At 73.3% G+C, this 16,644-nt stretch carries 14 protein-coding genes; 10 read left to right on the top strand and 4 right to left on the bottom strand.

The features are described from left to right. The first annotated feature begins 138 nt into the window (after nt 1–138). The 5 genes from OG599_RS29615 to OG599_RS29635 all read left to right on the top strand — a co-directional run bounded on the left by OG599_RS29615 (nt 139) and on the right by OG599_RS29635 (nt 6,291). Entirely contained in the window at nt 139–1,005 is an 867-nt protein-coding gene (locus tag OG599_RS29615) for a metallophosphoesterase family protein (protein ID WP_327179028.1), read from the top strand. 88 nt (nt 1,006–1,093) lie between these two features. Then, nucleotides 1,094–1,927, top strand: a complete 834-nt coding sequence (locus OG599_RS29620; RefSeq protein ID WP_327179029.1) for a M55 family metallopeptidase — start codon at nt 1,094–1,096, stop codon at nt 1,925–1,927. Next, nucleotides 1,920–3,260, top strand: coding sequence for a M20/M25/M40 family metallo-hydrolase (locus OG599_RS29625; protein WP_327179030.1), 1,341 nt, complete (start codon nt 1,920–1,922; stop codon nt 3,258–3,260). Before OG599_RS29620 ends, OG599_RS29625 begins: the two co-directional genes overlap by 8 nt. Before the next feature lie 20 nt (nt 3,261–3,280). Beyond that, complete coding sequence (locus OG599_RS29630; RefSeq protein WP_327179031.1) at nt 3,281–5,317, top strand: S9 family peptidase; 2,037 nt, start codon at nt 3,281–3,283, stop codon at nt 5,315–5,317. Beyond that, the gene (locus tag OG599_RS29635) at nt 5,314–6,291 is read left to right on the top strand and encodes a S66 peptidase family protein (protein WP_327179032.1); all 978 of its coding nucleotides are present in this window, start codon (nt 5,314–5,316) and stop codon (nt 6,289–6,291) included. The genes OG599_RS29630 and OG599_RS29635 overlap by 4 nt, the downstream gene beginning before the upstream one ends. A 75-nt stretch (nt 6,292–6,366) precedes the next feature. Here the strand turns inward: OG599_RS29635 and OG599_RS29640 are convergent, their stop codons facing one another. Continuing rightward, nucleotides 6,367–7,035, bottom strand: a complete 669-nt coding sequence (locus OG599_RS29640; RefSeq protein ID WP_327179033.1) for a Type 1 glutamine amidotransferase-like domain-containing protein — start codon at nt 7,033–7,035, stop codon at nt 6,367–6,369. 240 nt (nt 7,036–7,275) lie between these two features. Here OG599_RS29640 and OG599_RS29645 point away from each other — a divergent pair, with 240 nt between their 5' ends. From OG599_RS29645 to OG599_RS29655, 3 genes are all read left to right on the top strand, one after another. Then, a complete protein-coding gene (locus OG599_RS29645) occupies nt 7,276–9,111 on the top strand; it encodes a CocE/NonD family hydrolase (RefSeq protein WP_327179034.1) in 1,836 nt (611 codons plus the stop codon). Nucleotides 9,112–9,245: 134 nt separating this feature from the next. Next, the gene (locus OG599_RS29650) at nt 9,246–9,488 is read left to right on the top strand and encodes a LapA family protein (RefSeq protein WP_327179035.1); all 243 of its coding nucleotides are present in this window, start codon (nt 9,246–9,248) and stop codon (nt 9,486–9,488) included. Between the two features lie 81 nt (nt 9,489–9,569). Further along, a complete protein-coding gene (locus OG599_RS29655; RefSeq protein ID WP_327179036.1) occupies nt 9,570–10,229 on the top strand; it encodes a GNAT family N-acetyltransferase in 660 nt (219 codons plus the stop codon). A 45-nt stretch (nt 10,230–10,274) separates the two neighbouring features. On the opposite strand, the gene OG599_RS29660 is transcribed toward OG599_RS29655, so the two are convergent. Continuing rightward, nucleotides 10,275–10,946, bottom strand: a complete 672-nt coding sequence (locus OG599_RS29660; protein WP_327179037.1) for an HAD family hydrolase — start codon at nt 10,944–10,946, stop codon at nt 10,275–10,277. Nucleotides 10,947–10,969: 23 nt separating this feature from the next. Further along, entirely contained in the window at nt 10,970–11,539 is a 570-nt protein-coding gene (locus OG599_RS29665; protein WP_327179038.1) for a type 1 glutamine amidotransferase domain-containing protein, read from the bottom strand. Between the two features lie 372 nt (nt 11,540–11,911). On the opposite strand from OG599_RS29665, the gene OG599_RS29670 reads away from it, so the two are divergent. Together OG599_RS29670 and OG599_RS29675 are read left to right on the top strand one after the other, a co-directional pair. Next, on the top strand, nt 11,912–13,444 hold the full coding sequence (locus OG599_RS29670; protein ID WP_327179039.1) for an FG-GAP repeat domain-containing protein: 1,533 nt from the start codon (nt 11,912–11,914) through the stop codon (nt 13,442–13,444). 214 nt (nt 13,445–13,658) lie between these two features. Then, complete coding sequence (locus tag OG599_RS29675; protein WP_327179040.1) at nt 13,659–15,401, top strand: hypothetical protein; 1,743 nt, start codon at nt 13,659–13,661, stop codon at nt 15,399–15,401. A gap of 9 nt (nt 15,402–15,410) precedes the next feature. Here OG599_RS29675 and OG599_RS29680 read toward each other — a convergent pair whose 3' ends face one another. After that, nucleotides 15,411–16,637, bottom strand: coding sequence for an ROK family transcriptional regulator (locus tag OG599_RS29680; RefSeq protein WP_327179041.1), 1,227 nt, complete (start codon nt 16,635–16,637; stop codon nt 15,411–15,413). Nucleotides 16,638–16,644: the final 7 nt, after the last annotated feature.

Consider the following 16,644-nt stretch of genomic DNA (forward strand, 5'->3'; position numbering starts at 1 on the left):
GGACGTGCCAGCCTTCGAAGGCGGCACGACCCCGCGACTCCGGCCTGATCCGAACGGGAGACCCTGGGGACCCGGCCACGGGTGCACCGCACCGGCACGCACCGCCTCCGCACCCGGAGGCCGACGAGAGGAAGCGACTTGCCGCAGATTCCGGGCAACCTCCTGGCCATCAGCGACCTTCACGTGGCCCACGAGGAGAACCGCCGGATCGTCGCCGGTCTCCGGCCGGAGACGGAGGAGGACTGGCTCCTGGTCGCCGGGGACGTCGGCGAGATGTCCGAGGACATCGCCTGGGCCCTCGGCGTCCTCGCCTCGAACTTCGCCAAAGTCGTCTGGGTACCCGGCAACCACGAGCTGTGGACGCCCCCGAAGGACCCCCTGCGGCTGCGCGGGGTCGAGCGCTACGACCACCTCGTGGAGCTCTGCCGGAGCCTCGGGATCGTCACGCCGGAGGACCCCTATCCGGTCTGGCGGGGACCGCGGGGACCCGTGACCGTCGCCCCGCTCTTCCTGCTGTACGACTACACCTTCCGCACCCACCCCGGGCTCAGCCGTGAGGAGGCGCTGGCCGCCGCCCACGAAGCGGGGGTGGTGTGCACCGACGAGTACCTGCTCCACCCGGACCCGTACGAGAGCCGCCACGCCTGGTGCGAGGCGCGGGTGCGCCTGACCGAGGAGCGGCTCGGCGCGCTCGACCCGGACGTGCCGCTCGTTCTGGTCAACCACTACCCGCTCGTCCGCACCCCCATGGACGTCCTGCGTTACCCCGAGTTCGCCCTGTGGTGCGGCACCGAACGGACCGCCGACTGGCACCGCCGCTTCCCCGTCGCCGCGATGGTCTACGGGCACCTCCACATCCCCCGGTCCACCGTGTACGACGGGGTCCCCTTCGAGGAGGTCTCCGTCGGCTACCCGCGCGAGTGGAAGCGCCCCGGACACCCCCGCACCGTGCCGCCCCGGCGCATCCGCCCGGTGGTCGTCCCGGCCGTACGGGAAGGACGGTGACGCGGGGCGGACGGTGACGCCCGGCGCCACGTGACGCTCCCCTCAATGCCGTGGTCGGCGCGGACCGGGGCGCGTACCGTATGGCCGCATGAAGATCCTCATCAGCGCCGACATGGAGGGCGCCACCGGTGTGACCTGGCCCGGTGACGTCCTGCCCGGGGCTCCCCAGTGGGAGCGCTGCCGCCCCCTGTTCACCTCGGACGTGAACGCCGCGGCCCTCGGTTTCTTCGACGGGGGAGCCGACGAGGTGCTCATCAACGAAGCCCACTGGAGCATGCGCAACCTCCTGCTGGAGCAGCTCGACGACCGCGTCCAGATGATCACCGGGCGGCACAAGACCCTTTCCATGGTCGAGGGAATCCAGCACGGAGACGTCGACGCCGTCGCCTTCGTCGGCTACCACACCGGCGCCGGCACCGAGGGCGTCCTCGCCCACACCTACCTGGCCAACTCGATCACCGGCGTCTGGCTGAATGGCCTGCGCGCCAGTGAGGGGCTGCTCAACGCGCACGTCGCCGCCGAGTACGGCGTCCCCGTCGTGCTGGTCACCGGCGACGACCTGACCTGCGTGGACGCGCTGGGGTACGCCCCCGAGGCCCGCAAGGTCGCCGTCAAGGACTACGTCTCGCGGTACGCGGCGGTCTGCCGCACCCCCGCCCGTACCGCCGCCGACATCCGCGCGGCGGCCGCCGAGGCCGCGCCGCTCGCCGTCCGGTACGACCCCGTGACCGGGGGAACCTACGCCGTGGAGCTGGAGTTCGACGCCGAGCACCTGGCTTCCGCCGCCACCGTCGTCCCCGGCGTGGCCCAGACCGGCGAACGGCGCGTCGCGTACACCAGCGCGACGATGTACGAGGGGATCCGCACGTTCAAGGCGGTCACGACCGTCGTGTCCGCCGCAGTGGAGGAACAGTATGGCTGAGTCGCCCGCCCCCGATTCCGTGGACCAGCAGGCCCTCGACGAATCGGTGACGTTCACCTCGGAGCTCATCCGGATCGACACGACCAACAGCGGCGACGGCACCTGCCAGGAACGCCCGGCCGCCGAGTACGTCGCCGAACGCCTCGCGGACATCGGCCTGGAACCGGTCCTGCTGGAGCGCACCCCGGGCCGGACCAACGTGGTGGCGCGCATCGAGGGCACCGACCCCTCGGCCGACGCCCTCCTCGTCCACGGCCACCTCGACGTCGTCCCCGCCGAGGCCGCCGACTGGACCGTGCACCCCTTCTCCGGAGAGGTGCGCGACGGTGTCGTCTGGGGCCGCGGCGCCGTCGACATGAAGAACATGGACGCGATGATCCTCGCGGTCGTCCGGGGCTGGGCCCGCGCCGGCGTCCGCCCCCGCCGCGACATCGTCATCGCCTACACCGCCGACGAGGAGGCCAGCGCCGCCGACGGCTCCGGCTTCCTCGCCGACCGGCACGCCGACCTCTTCGAAGGCTGCACCGAGGGCATCAGCGAGTCCGGCGCCTTCACCTTCCACGCCGGCGACGGCCTCTCCCTCTACCCGATCGCCGCGGGCGAGCGCGGTACGGGCTGGCTCAAGCTCACCGCCCACGGCAGGGCCGGCCACGGCTCCAAGGTCAACCGCGACAACGCGGTGACCCGGCTGGCCGCCGCCGTCACCCGGATCGGCGAGTACACCTGGCCCGTCCGCCTCACCCCGACCGTGCGCGCCGGGCTCACCGAGATCGCCGCGCTGCACGGCCTCACCGTCGACGTCGACGCCCCCGGCTTCGACGTCGACGAACTCCTCGGCAAGCTCGGCCCGGCCGCCGCCCTGATCGCGCCGACCGTCCGCAACAGCAGCAACCCGACCCAGCTGGACGCCGGATACAAGGTCAACGTCATCCCCGGCCATGCCACCGCCGTCATCGACGGACGCGTGGTCCCGGGCGGCGAGGACGAGTTCCACACCACCATGGACCTGCTCACCGGGCCGGGCGTCGACTGGGAGTTCATCCACCGCGAGGTGCCGCTCACCGCACCCGTGGACTCGCCGACCTTCGCCAAGCTGCGCGCCGCCGTCGAACTCTTCGACCCCGGCGCGCACGCCGTCCCGTACTCCATGTCGGGCGGTTCGGACGCCAAGCAGTTCTCCCGCCTCGGCATCACCGGCTACGGCTTCTCACCGCTCAAGCTGCCGGTCGGATTCGACTACCAGGCGCTCTTCCACGGCGTCGACGAACGCGTTCCCGTGGACGCCCTGCACTACGGGGTCCGCGTCCTCGACCACTACCTGCGCAGCGCCTGACCACGACGGGGGAATCATCCATGGCGTCCACCCAGCCCAGCACGGCCCAGCCCACCACCACCGCCCCGGCCCCGTACGGCACCTGGCCCACCCCCGTCGACGCGGCGCTCGCCGCCTCGCACGACGGCCGCCCCGAGTACGTCGGCACCGTCGGCGAGGAGGTCTGGTGGACCGAACCCCGCCCCGCCGAAGGAGGCCGGCGCGCCCTGGTGCGCCGGAGCGCGGAGGGCGCGATCACCACCGTGCTGCCCGCACCGTGGAACGCCCGCAGCCGGGTCATCGAGTACGGCGGACAGCCGTGGGCGGGAGTCGCCCGCGCCTCGGGGGGCCCGCTCGTCGTCTTCGTCCACTTCGCCGACCAGCGGCTCTACGCCTACGCCCCGGACGGCCCCGACGCCCCCTGGCCGCTCACCCCGGTCTCCGGCACCGGCGGCGGGCTGCGCTGGGTGGACCCGCAGATCCACCAGGACCGGGACGAGGTCTGGTGCGTCCTGGAGGAGTTCACCGGCGAGGGCGCCAGCGACGTGCGCCGGGTGGTGGCCGCCGTACCGCTGGACGGCTCCGCCGCCGACGACCGCGCCGCCGTACGCGAACTCTCCGACGACCGCCACCGCTTCGTCACCGGGCCCCGGGTCTCGCACGACGGACGCCGGGCCGCCTGGATCGCCTGGGACCACCCGCACATGCCGTGGGACGGCACGGTCGTGATGCTCGCCGAGGTCACCGACGAGGGAACCTTCACCGGAATCCGGCCGCTCGTCGGCGACACCGACGAGTCCGTCTGCCAGGTCGAATGGGACCGCGACGGCTCCCTGCTCTTCGTCTCCGACATCGGCGACTGGTGGCAGCTCCAGCGCATCCGGCCCGACGCCGTCGCGGACGGGGCCGTACCGACCAGCACCCTCTGCCCCGGCCGGGGCGAGGAGTTCGGCGGACCGCTCTGGAAGATCGGCCTGCGCTGGTTCCGGCAGCTCGACAACGGACTGATCGCCGTCATCCACGGCACGGGCACCACCCGGCTCGGCGTGCTCGACCCGGAGACCGGCGACCTCGTCGACGTGGCCGGGCCCTGGACCGCCTGGACCGAGACCCTCGCCGTCCGCGGAGACCGCGTCGTCGGCGTGGCCGCGAGCCCGTACACCGGCTACGAGGTCGTCGAACTGGACACCTCGACCGGCCACACCCGGACCATCGGCGCACCGCACACCGACGCCGTCGACCCGGCGTACTACCCCCGGCCGGAGGAGCGCACCTTCTCCGGACCGGACGGCCGGGACATCCACGCCCTGGTGTACCCGCCCCGCAACCCCGGGCACACCGGCCCCGAGGGCGAACTCCCGCCGTACGTCGTCTGGGCGCACGGCGGCCCCACCAGCCGCGTCCCGCTCGCCCTCGACCTGGAGATCGCCTACTTCACCTCGCGCGGCATCGGCGTCGTCGAGGTCAACTACGGCGGATCGACCGGCTACGGGCGCACCTACCGCGAACGGCTCCGCGAACAGTGGGGCGTCGTGGACGTCGAGGACTGCGCCGCCGTCGCCGAGGCCCTGGCGGCCGAGGGCTCTGCCGACCGCGCCCGGCTGGCGATCCGGGGCGGCAGCGCCGGCGGCTGGACCACCGCCGCCTCCCTCACCAGCACCGACCTCTACGCCTGCGGGGCCATCAGCTACCCCATCCTCGACCTCACCGGCTGGGCGGTCGGCGAGACCCACGACTTCGAGTCGCGGTACCTGGAATCCCTGGTCGGCCCGCTCGCCGAGGTACCCGACCGCTACCGCGACCGGTCGCCCCTCACCCACGCGGACAGGCTCCGCACCCCGTTCCTACTGCTCCAGGGGCTGGACGACGTGATCTGCCCGCCCGCGCAGTGCGAGCGGTTCCTCGCCGCGATCGAGGGACGCGGCATCCCGCACGCCTACCTCACCTTTGCCGGGGAGAGCCACGGCTTCCGGCTGGAGGCCACCCTGATCCGCGCACTGGAGGCCGAACTCTCCCTGTACGCGCAGACCTTCGGCATCGACGGAGTCGACGTCCCGGCCCTGGAGCTGAAGCGATGAGCGCGGCCCCCGTCGCCACCGGGGCCGGTGCAGGCCCCGAACCGCTCGCCCGGGCCGCCCGGCTGAGGCCCGGCGCCCGGGTCGCCGTCGTCTCGCCCAGCGGCCCCGTACCCGCCGAACGGCTCGACGCCGGGCTCGACCTGCTGCGCGGCTGGGACCTCGACCCCTTCGTCACCCCGCACGCCCGCGACGTCCACCCCGAACTGCGCTACCTCGCCGGGACCGACGAACACCGCGCCCAGGACCTCCAGGACGCCTGGTGCGACCCGTCCGTCGACGCGATCCTCTGCGCCCGGGGCGGCTACGGCGCGCACCGCATGGTCGACCTGCTCGACTGGACCGCCATCCGCGCGGCCGGCCCCAAGCCGTTCGTCGGCTACAGCGACATCACCGTGCTCCACGAGGCGTTCGCCCTGCGCGCCGGGTTCTCCACCCTGCTCGGCCCCATGGTCGGCGCCGAGACCTTCCTCAAGGACGCACCCACCCAGGACGGGCTGCGCGCCACCCTCCTCGAACCCGAGTCGGTACGCACCCTGGGCCTGGAGACCGCGGCCTCCCTGGTCCCCGGCCGGGCCCGGGGCGTCACCTACGGCGGCTGCGTCAGCCTGCTCGCGGCCGACCTCGGCACCCCCGGCGCCCGCACCTCGGCCCGGGGCGGCCTCCTCCTCGTCGAGGACGTCACCGAGGACCCGTACCGCATCGACGGCATCCTCACCCGGCTGCTGCGCTCCGGCGCCCTGGAGGGGGTCGCCGGGGTGGTCTGCGGCTCCTGGGAGAACTGCGGACCGTACGACAGGGTCCGCGCGGTGCTCGCCGACCGGCTCGGCACCCTCGGGGTGCCCGTCGTCGAGGAGCTGGGATTCGGCCACGGCCCGACCACGCTCACCGTCCCGCTCGGACTCCCCGCCGTGCTCGACGCCCCCGCGGACGGCGGTCGGGCGACCCTCACGGTGGAGGTTCCCGCACTGACCTGACAGCTCGTCACGTCCGGACGGTGGTCGCGGCGGGGAACGGGCGGAAAGGCCCTCCCCGCCGCGCGTCGCGTCGGGTCAGGGGTGGAAGCGCCACCGGCCCTCGGAGACGACGTCCACCGTGTCGTCCCTGACGCGCACGGCCGTGTCGTCGTCGATGAACCAGACCGGGAAGTCCGCCCGCGCGGCGATGCGATCGGCCCAGGCGTCGTCCCGCTCGGGGAAGTTCGGCGAGTGCAGGTGGGGTTTGACGTACCAGTCGAAGAGGCCGAACGGAGATTCCACGGTCGTCGCGCCGAGTGCGTGGAGGTCCGCCGTGTCCCCGATGACGTCGGCGGAGTGCGCGGTGAGGTTCTGGCTGAAGATCATCGATCCGGCGCTCATCCCCACGTAGACCCGGCTCTCCAGCGCCTCCAGGAAGCCGTCGGCCAGGCCGTTGCCCGTGATGCTGCGCGCGAGGTGGTACTGGTTGCCGCCCCCGACATGGATGACGTCGGCGTGGATCAGCCGGTCGAGCACCGTCCGCCGGGGAAGGCCGTTCAGCTCCAGGACGTCGAACTCGCGCCAGCCGAGGCCGTGCACCCGGTTCATGTCCGCGAGGAGCCACCCGTGGTCCCCGGGCTCGGCGACCGACGCCGTGGGAACGTACACGACGTTCGCCGACCCGAAGGGCTTTCCCAGCATGTCCCGCAGCGTGTCCCGCAGCGTCTCGTTGCGCAGGCCGCTCGCCGTCAGCAGAAGATTCATCGCGCGAGTGAACCACGACCGACGGGCGCGAGCGCAAGGGTATTTCCGCTCTCCGGCCCGCTACTCCCTCGGGGGAATCGGCGGCCGGAACGTTGACACCGGTGTGCTCCGTGTCACAGCATGAACACGTTCTGTCATCGACGGGTCGGTGGCCCGGCTCTTTCCCGCGCGTTTCGACGTTTCGGTGGTCTGTTCAGGCGTCGGCCGGTGGTCCCGGTGCCCTGGGTGTGGAGGTCCGCGGTGTCAGGTGTCGTCGCCAGGTTCGGGAAGCCGTTCGCGGCCCTCGCCGGAGCGGCGCTGACCGCCCCGCTCGTCCTGTCCGTCCCCGCCCGCGCGGCGGACGAGCCGTACACCGTCACCCCGCTGAAGTTCACCGTGCGCGCGGGCGGCCACGACTGCACCGTCGACGCCGACCTCTACCGCCCGCGCGGAGCCGACGCCGCGCACCCCGCTCCGGCGGTCCTGGCGACCAACGGCTTCGCGGGCAGCAAGTCGGACGGCTCCACCGACGCCCTCGGCCGCGCCTTCGCCGCCCGGGGCTACGTGGGGCTCGTCTACTCCGGCCTCGGCTTCGGCCGGTCCGGCTGCCTGATCACCCTGGACGCCCCCGAGGCCGACGGGAAGGCCGCCTCCGGGCTGGTCGACTTCCTCGCGGGCACCCGGTCGGCCGACGACGGCACCCGGGCCGACTTCGTCGCGCTCGACGGGACGGGCGACCCGCGCGTCGGCATGATCGGGGGGTCCTACGGCGGCGCGGTCCAACTCGCCACCGCCTCCGTCGACCACCGCGTCGACGCGCTCGTCCCCCTCATCACCTGGAACGACCTCGGCCACTCGCTCGCGCCCAACAACGTGACGCCCGACAGCGCCACGGGAGGCACCGCTACGGCAAGCACCGCTACGGCAAGCACCGTCACGGGAAGCGCCGCCGCATCCCGTGCCCCGGGCGTCTTCAAATGGCAGTGGACCAACGGCTTCTACCTGATGGGCGAGGGGCAGCCGCTGCTGGCCCCCAGCCTCGACCCGTCCCGCTTCGGCACCCTGGACTGCCTGCACTTCACCCCCCAGGCCTGCGACACCATCAGCTTCCTCAACTCCGGCCGCTACCCGGCCGCCGAGGCCGAGGCCGTGCTCGCCTACACGCGCGGCGTCTCCCCGGTCTCCTACCTCGACCGGGTCGAGGCGCCCACCCTCCTGGTGCAGGGCCAGGCGGACACCCTGTTCAACCTCAACGAGGCCACCGACACCTACGAGACCCTCCGGTCGCGCGGCACCCCCACCAAGATGATCTGGCAGGCCTGGGGGCACAGCGGGGGAGGCGCCACCCCCGGCGAACTCGACCTGTCCCAGGGGAACCTGGAGACCAGTTACGTCGGCCGGCGCGTCCTCGCCTGGTTCGACCGCTACCTCCGCCACCAGGCCGCCGACACCGGCCCCGCCTTCGCGTACTACCGCGACTGGACGAGCGGTTACGGCACCGCCGACGCACCGCCCGCCCCCTCGCGCACCCTGTACCTCTCCGGCGACGGCACCCTGGCGGACCGCCGCCCGGACGTGGTCGCCGGCAGCCGTTCGTACACCAACCGGCCCCTGCCCAGCAGCCATTCGGAGACCTCGCTCTCCGGGCTCACCGGACTTCCCGACATCGCTCCGTACGACACGGCGGGCACCCACCTCGCCTGGACCTCCGCCCCGCTCACCGCCGACCTCGACGTCGTGGGCGCGCCCCGCGTCCGGCTGCGGGTGTCCTCCCCGAAGGCGGAACGGGTCCAGCACAGCGGGGACGCCGCCGACCGGCTCGTGCTCTTCGCCAAGGTGTACGACGTCGCCCCCGACGGGTCCGTCGAGCTCGTCCACCGGCTGGTCGCCCCGGTGCGCGTACCCGACGTGACCAGGCCCTTCACCGTACGGCTGCCGGGCATCGTCCACCGGTTCGCCGCCGGTCACCGGCTCCGCTTCGTGATCGCGGGGAGCGACACCGCGTACTACGGCAACCGGGGGGCCAAGCCCGTCACCGTTTCGGCCTCACCACAGGACACGGGGGTGCTGGAGCTGCCGGTGGTCCCGGCCGGCTGAGCCGCCCGTCACCCGAACGGACGCACACCACCGGTCGCCGGACGCCTGCCGGGCGCATGCTGGTCGCCGGAGGGCGGTCGCGTTCGGCCCGACCCGCGCGGGGCTGCTCCGGCGACCAGGGAAAGGCCGGACCCATGAGCCCCAAGAACGTGTCCAGCGACGGCAGAGGAGCCAGTAACGGCTGGCTCACCCCGGGCCGTATCGTCGTGGCGGTCATCGCCGTGCTGGCGATCGTCTTCATCTGCGTGAACACCGGGGACGTCACCATCCGCGTCATCGTCCCCACGGTCACCATGCCGCTCTGGCTCGCCCTGCTGGGCGTCTTCCTCGCCGGGCTGGTCTGCGGGGGATACGTGTTCCGGCGGCGGAACAAGTGACAGCCGGGCGGACGGCGCCACTTTCGACACACGGTCCAGGCCGGTGAGGAGCCTTTGCCCGGCCCGTCCTACCGTGGGCGCATGTCCGCATCACATGATCATGCCGCCGACGCCCCGCACGCCCAGGCCGGCACCCGTCGCGAGCCCCGCGCCCGTGGCGAGGCCGCCGGGCACGCCCCGTCCGCCGGGCACTCCGGCGCGGGTCTCCCGCAGGGGCCGCTGACCTCGCTGCGCCGCTTCACCCTCGAGGACGCCGCCGAGTTCACCGCACGCGCGCGGGAGAGCCGCGCCCTGCACCGCCCCTGGCTCTTCCCGCCCACCGAGGAGGAGGCGTACGCCGCCTACGCGGGACGGCTGCTGGCGAGCCCCGAGAGGGAGGGCTTCCTCGTCGGCGAACGCGCGGCGGGCGGTGCGATTGCCGGATTCGTCAACATCAACAACATCGTCGAAGGCGCCTTCCGCTGCGGGGCCCTGGGATACGGCGCCTTCGCGCACGCCGCCGGGCGGGGGCTGATGTCCGAAGCCCTCGGCCTCGTCCTCCGGTACGCCTTCGGACCGCTCGGACTGCACCGGCTGGAGGCCAACGTGCAGCCCGGCAACGCGGCTTCGACCGCGCTGGTGCGGCGGGCCGGCTTCCGGCTCGAAGGGTTCTCGCCGGACTTCCTCCACATCGACGGAGCATGGCGCGACCACGAGCGCTGGGCGATCACTTCGGAGATGCTGCCGGAGGAGCAGGGCTGAGGTGCGTCGCGCGGGGGCGTGGCCCGGACGCCGGCAGCCCGTTCCTCAGCCGGCGTCCGGGACGGCGAAGGGGCTCCGGCCGACGCGGTTCAGCAGGTCGGCGACATCGCTGTACACCCCGGCGGCCCCCGACTCCACGAGGTCCTCGCGCGGGATGCCGCCGCTCAGCACCCCGACCGCCGTGACCCCCGCCCGTGCGGCGGCCTTCATGTCCCAGACGGTGTCGCCGACGAAGACGGAGGTCTCCGGTGTGGCGCCCACCAGCTCCATCGCGTGCTCCACCGGATCGGGGGCGGGCTTGCCCTCGGCGGTGTCGCCGGCCGACGCGGTGGCCCGGACGACGTCGTCGGCGTCCAGTGCGCGGCGCAGCGCGCCGAGTTCGGCGCCGGTCGCCGAGGTCGCCAGCACGACCTGCCAGCCGCGCCCGTCCAGCTCCCGCAGCAGGTCGGCCGCCCGGTCGAAGGCCGGCAGCCGGTCGAAGAAGGTCGCGTACAGCGTCGTGTGCGCGGCGCTGATGTGCTCGTCCTCCTCCTTGTGACGCCCCTCGCCCAGGAGCCCGGCGATCAGGTCGCTCCCGCCCAGGCCCACCGACCGGTGGATGTCGTGCATGGCGACGCGGTGTCCGGCCTGACGGAAGGCCTCCCACCACGCGGTCACGTGCAGATGGTTCGTGTCGACGAGGGTTCCGTCCACGTCGAAGATCGCGGCGTGCGTCATCGGTGTCTCCCCGCGGGACGCGTTCAGCCCGTACCCGCGACGAGGGCCGCCTTCGCCTCGCGCACGAAGGGGCCGAGGTCGTCCGGGGTGCGGGAGGTGATCAGGGTCCAGTCACCGGCGGTGTCGGCGATCACCGGCTCGTCCACCCAGGTCCCGCCCGCGTTCCGGATGTCCGTGCGCAGGGAGGGATACGAGGTCAGCGTGCGGCCGTCGACCGCACCGGCCTCCACCAGCAGCCACGGGCCGTGACAGATCGCCGCGACGGCCCGGCCGGTCCGGGTGAACGACCGGAGGATCTCCAGCGCCTCGTCCTGGAGCCGCAGGGTGTCCGCGTTCAGCGTCCCGCCGGGGACGAGTAGCAGGTCGTACGCGGTCGGATCGACGTCCGCCAGCGTCAGGTCCGGCCGCACCGTCTTGCCCGGGTCCTTGTCGCCCACCAGCGTGCGGATCTCGTCCGGCGAGACGGCCGCCACCTGCACCTCTGCGCCGCTGTCCCGCAGCTGCCCTACCGGTACGACCAGCTCGTCCTGTTCGACGCCGTAGTTGGTCACGATCGCCAGAACCCGGCGGCCCGCGAGGGAGGTGTCAGCCATGTCGGTACCTTTCCGTGTGGTGTGCACGGAGCTGCCCGAGGCGAGCGGCTCCGCCCGTACCCGTACGTCTCTCCAGACTCGCACGGACCACACGTACCCGCGTCGTGGCGGCAGGGACGCCTCGCTTCCCCTTCGGAATCAACGGTTCCTCCAACGGCGTGCCACCGCTGGAGGGACACCCCTGGAAGATCACGGACGTGTGCGGGCGCGCCCCCTTTCGACGGCTTCCGGCGTGCTACGAGAGAGGAGTTCCGGCCGGGACCTTCCGCCGGCCGCACACGATTCGAGGCCCGTGCCGCAAGCCGGCCGGGCAGGGTGAGGGGAAACATGGGGAGATCGACGCGGAGACGCGCGGGACGGAGATCCGGCGCGGTGGCCGTCGTGCTGGGGGCGATGATGGCGGCGGGGGTGGCCGGCCCGGGTGCGCAGTCGGCCGCCGCCCAACCGGCCTTTCCTTCCTGGCTGGTGGGGTTCGAGAGCCAGAACCCGGCCACCGGCGTGTACCGGGGGTGCACGGCGGTCGAAGTGACCGGTATCCGTGAGGTGACCGCTCCGGACTGCTTCACCGGCCGGTCACGGAACGACTGGTACTCGTGGTACCACGGGGGCACCCCGGACTGGGGAGGGAGCGCCCTGCGGTACGCGACCGCCGCGGGGTACGACGCCACGACCCGCAAGGACGCCCTCGCGGTCGCCCCCGCGGGCAACTCCCCGGTGAGCTACACGACCGGCAACGGCCACCCGGTCCTCGCGACCACGGCGGACGCCGCACTGTACGCGCCGGGAGCCGCGGCCACCTTCTACTCCTGGGCGGGGCGCGACGCCGGGAGCGCGCGCTCCGCGCACACCGAGCAGGTCGCCGTCCTGACCACCGCGACCTGCACCTCGCTGCTCGGGCGGACGCCGCCGGCCGGCTCCTTCTGCACCCTGCCGGCCAAGGGCGCCCCGGCACCCGACCCCGCCGACCAGTGCCTGGGGGACGCGGGCGGTGCGCTCGTGGCCGGCGGCAAACTGATCGGCGTCTCGGCCACACCCGCCTCGGGATGCGTCGCAGCCAACGGGGTGCGCCTCTACACCGGCGTCGCCGCGCACCGCACGACGGTCGAGACATGGCGGCACGACGTCTACTTCGAGGACTGGGAAGCCCGCGGCTCGGTGGTCGCGACCCAGCCGAGCACCGGCGGAGGACTCGTCTCCTTCTGCGGGGTGAACAGCCAGGACCGTCTCGTCAACTGCGAGCACGAGATCGGGGCGACCGGATTCTGGCACGTCGCCTACGACTGGATCATCCAGTCCGGCGACCTCACGGGTGACGGCAACGCCGACCTGCTCGCCCGGACGCCGGGCGGCGGTCTCTACCGCTACTCGGGGCCGGGCCCGGTGTGGGACTCCCTCGACACCCGGCCGCACACCTGGCTGGGCAACGGCTTCGCCGGATACAACGCCCTCTTCGTCGCCAACGACTTCTCCGGCGACGGGCTGCCCGACCTCCTCGGCAGGGACGCCGCGGGAGACCTCTGGCTCCACGCCGGCAACGGCAAGGGCGGATTCGGCCCGAGGAAGCGCATCGGTGTCGGACTCAAGGGCTACAACCTGGTCACCGGACGCGGCGACCTGTCCGGCGACGGCCTCGCCGACTTCGTGGCACGCGACAGCGTCGGCACCCTGTGGCTCTTCAAGGGCAACGGCAGGGGCAGCTACGCGGGCCGGGTGAAGCTCGGTACCGGGTACGCCGGTTACCGGCGCGTCGTCGCCGCCGGCGACATCGACGGCGACGGACGCCAGGACCTCCTCGCCATCACGCCCGCGGGCGGGGCGGCCGTACTCAACGTCTCCAAGGGCGTGCTCGCACCGGCCAAGTGGTACGCCTCCAAGGGGTACCAGTTCTTCTCCCCCATCGACTGAACCGGCCTGAGCCACAGCCCCGCCCGGCCCCCGCGTACGCTCCGGGGCCGGGCGGGGCTTCTCCGACCAGGCCTTGAGGCGAAGCCGGCTGAACCCGTCACGAGACGGAGGGTCTGAACCCCGCACGAACAGAGGATGAACAAGGCGTCCGGTGCGGCGAATTCGCGTGGCCGCCCTCCGGAATCGGCCCGGGGCGCCGTTAACGTCGGCGCTCATGACCGTCGACAGCACCGCGCACACCTCGCACCACCCGCACGAACTCGCCGCCGATCAGGGCGAATCCCACTTCCCGCGCGGTCTGCGGCCGGTGCGGACGATCACGGCGGCGGCAGCCGCTCTCGCCGTGATCGCGCTCATGTGCTGGGGCGGCCTCAACCACGACGTCCGCTACTCCCTCGGCGGCATCCGGGCCACCCACCGCGCGGGGCTCGCCGCGTCGGAGATCTTCGTCCACCGGCCCCTGGCGTACCGGTGGACCATCGCCGGGCTGGACGCCCTGACCGCCGGCCCGGTCGCCGTACGGGAGGCGCTGATCCGGCTCGCCGTCATCGTCCTCTCCCTGGGCGCGGCCCGGTGGCTGCGGGCGGGCCTGCTGCGCACGCTGCCCCGGCGCGAGGCCGGTGCCGTGGCGGTCGCGGTGGGCGCCGCGCTCGTGTGCGCCCCGGCCTGGGACTTCCTGCAGCCCGAGTGGCTGGCGGTACTGCTGTCGACCGCCGCCGTCGGCGCCGCGCTCGCGGGACGCCGTACCGCCCTGGCCGTATCGCTCTCCGGTGTCCTGCTCGCACTCGCGGTGCTGATGAAGTACACGACCGCCTCGACCGCGCTGCTCGCCCTGATGGTCCTCGCCGTCCTGGACCGCCGCCGTGCCGTGCTGAGCGCGGCGGCCGCGGCGCTGGCCACGCCCGCCGGGCTCGCTCTCGCGGTCTGGACGGAGCCCCGCGAATGGCGCTGGCTCCACGAGTTCTCCTCGCTCAACCCCAACAGCGTGTTCCGTACCGGTTTCGGTGCCGAGCAGGTCCACCAGCTCGGGACGTCCCTGGTCAACGAGTGCGTACTGGTCCCGGTGGTGGCCCTGCTGCCGGTCACCCTGACCCTCCTGGTGCGCACCTCCACCACGGTCCGAGCCCGCTGGAGCCTGCCCGCACTGACCGCGTCCGGCCTGGTCGTGGTGGTGGGGACCGTCGTGGTGCAGGGCCAGTGGTTCCTGTACCACCTCGCCCAACTGCCGGTGCTCGGAGCCGCCTCGTGGGCGCTGGCGGTCACCCGGCATCTCACCCGGCACGGCCGGACACCGGCCGGACCGGTGGGTGCCACGGCCGTACTCGGCGTCGCCGTCCCGCTGGTCGCGGGACAGCCGCTCGCCTGGCGCACGGCCCACGCCACCCCGACCTGCGCCGTCCTCGCGGTCGTGGTGCTGCTCGCCCTGGTCGCCGCGCTCGCCGCGGCCCGCCGTCCGGCCCGCCCCCGCCGTGGCACAGCCGTCGCCGCGGTGGTGGCGCTGGGCCTCGCCACGGCGATCCCCGCCTGGCCGACGACGCCGTACTCCTTCGACATCCGCCACTCGGACTTCACGGCGAAGTCCCGCACCGAGGCCGTGCGGGACCTCACGCACCGGCTCGACGGGCTCCGCTCCCGTGTCGGCCCGGACACCCCCGTCGTCTACCTGGCCTTCGGCGACATCGCGTACTCCCTGGGCAACCCCACCCGCTGCCGCTACCCCTCCCCGGCCTTCCTCCAGCGCACCTCGTACGACCCCGACGTCACGGAGCTCACCAGCTTCGACGAGAACCTCGACTGCCTGGACGACCCCGCCGCCCGGTATCTGATCGTCGACCCCGGCTGGTTCCCGTTGAACCGGGTCGCCCCCGCCGTACGGGAGGCCGTCGACGCCGCGTACGACTGCACGGGCCCGACCGCCTTCCCGGACGCCGGACTCCGCGTGTGCGCGCGCCGCTGACAGCCCTCGCTACTCGCCGAGCGCCCGCTGCCCGTCGAGCCGGGCCAGTACCTCCAGGGGGTTGTCCAGGCTCTCCGAGAAGGCGAGTTCCGCCGCGCCGATCAGCACGGCGCTGTCGCCCAGCGCGCAGACCCGCAGCCGGAGGTTCTCGCGGGAGGCCCTGAGGGCGGTGGTGTTGATACGGCTGCGCACCTGCGCGGCCGACCCGAGGAAGACGTCCCGCAACACGCCACCGAAGATCACGGTTCCCGGGTTGAAGAGGTTGACCAGGTTGGCGACCCCGATACCGAGCCAGTCGCCGACGCCGCGCAGCGCGGCGGCGGCGACGACGTCCCCCCGGTCGGCGGCGGCGACGACGGCGCGCACCGTGGCGTAGCCCGGTGTACGGCCGCCCCGCCGGGCGGCATCGAGCAGCGCCCGGGCGCCGGCTTCGGCTTCGAGGCAGCCGGTGGCGCCGCAGCCGCAGCTCCGGCCGCCGTGCGGGTTCACGATCATGTGGCCGACCTCGCCGCCGTACCCCTCGTCGCCGCGCAGGAGTTGTCCGTCGGCGATGACACCGGCCCCGATACCGATGTCGCCGTGCAGGTAGACGACGTTGCGGCAGCCGGCTCCGGCGCCGCGCAAGTGTTCGGCGAGGGCTGCGACGTTGGCCTCGTTGCCGATGGTGACGGGGACGGAGAGGCCGAGGCGGCCGGCGAGCTGGGCGCCGAAGTCCTCTTCCGTCCAGCCGAGGTTGGGAGCGAAACGGACCAGCCCGTCGGGGTGGCGGACGATGCCGCGCACCGCCACCCCCACGCCGACGCAGTGGCTGCCGGGCGGGGTGGCGGCCAGCATCTGCCGGGCCGACTCCGTGAGCGCGTCCGCGACGTCGCCGGGGCGCTGGGGCCCCGCCCCTGGCCAGGGGATTTCGCGCCGGTCGAGGAAGAGGCCGCCCAGGCCGATGCGGGCGGCCGTCAGACGGTCGACGCCGATGTCGAAGGCCAGGACGTACGCGCGTGCGGGCTCGGGCCGTACGACCAGCGAGGGCCGCCCCGCCCGGCCGGTGTCGCGGGGGAGTTCCTCGCGTACGAGGCCCGCGGCGGTGAGCTCGCTGACCAGGCCCAGCACGGTGCTGCGGTTGACTCCCATGCGCTCGGCGAGAACGGTCCGGGAGGCGGGGCCGCCGATGTGTACGTGGCGCAGCACCGTGCTGAGGTTGTGCCGGCGTATTTCCTCCTGGGAAGGACCGGCTTTCATAGGGTGA

Source organism: Streptomyces sp. NBC_01335, from assembly GCF_035953295.1.
Classification (GTDB): domain Bacteria; phylum Actinomycetota; class Actinomycetes; order Streptomycetales; family Streptomycetaceae; genus Streptomyces.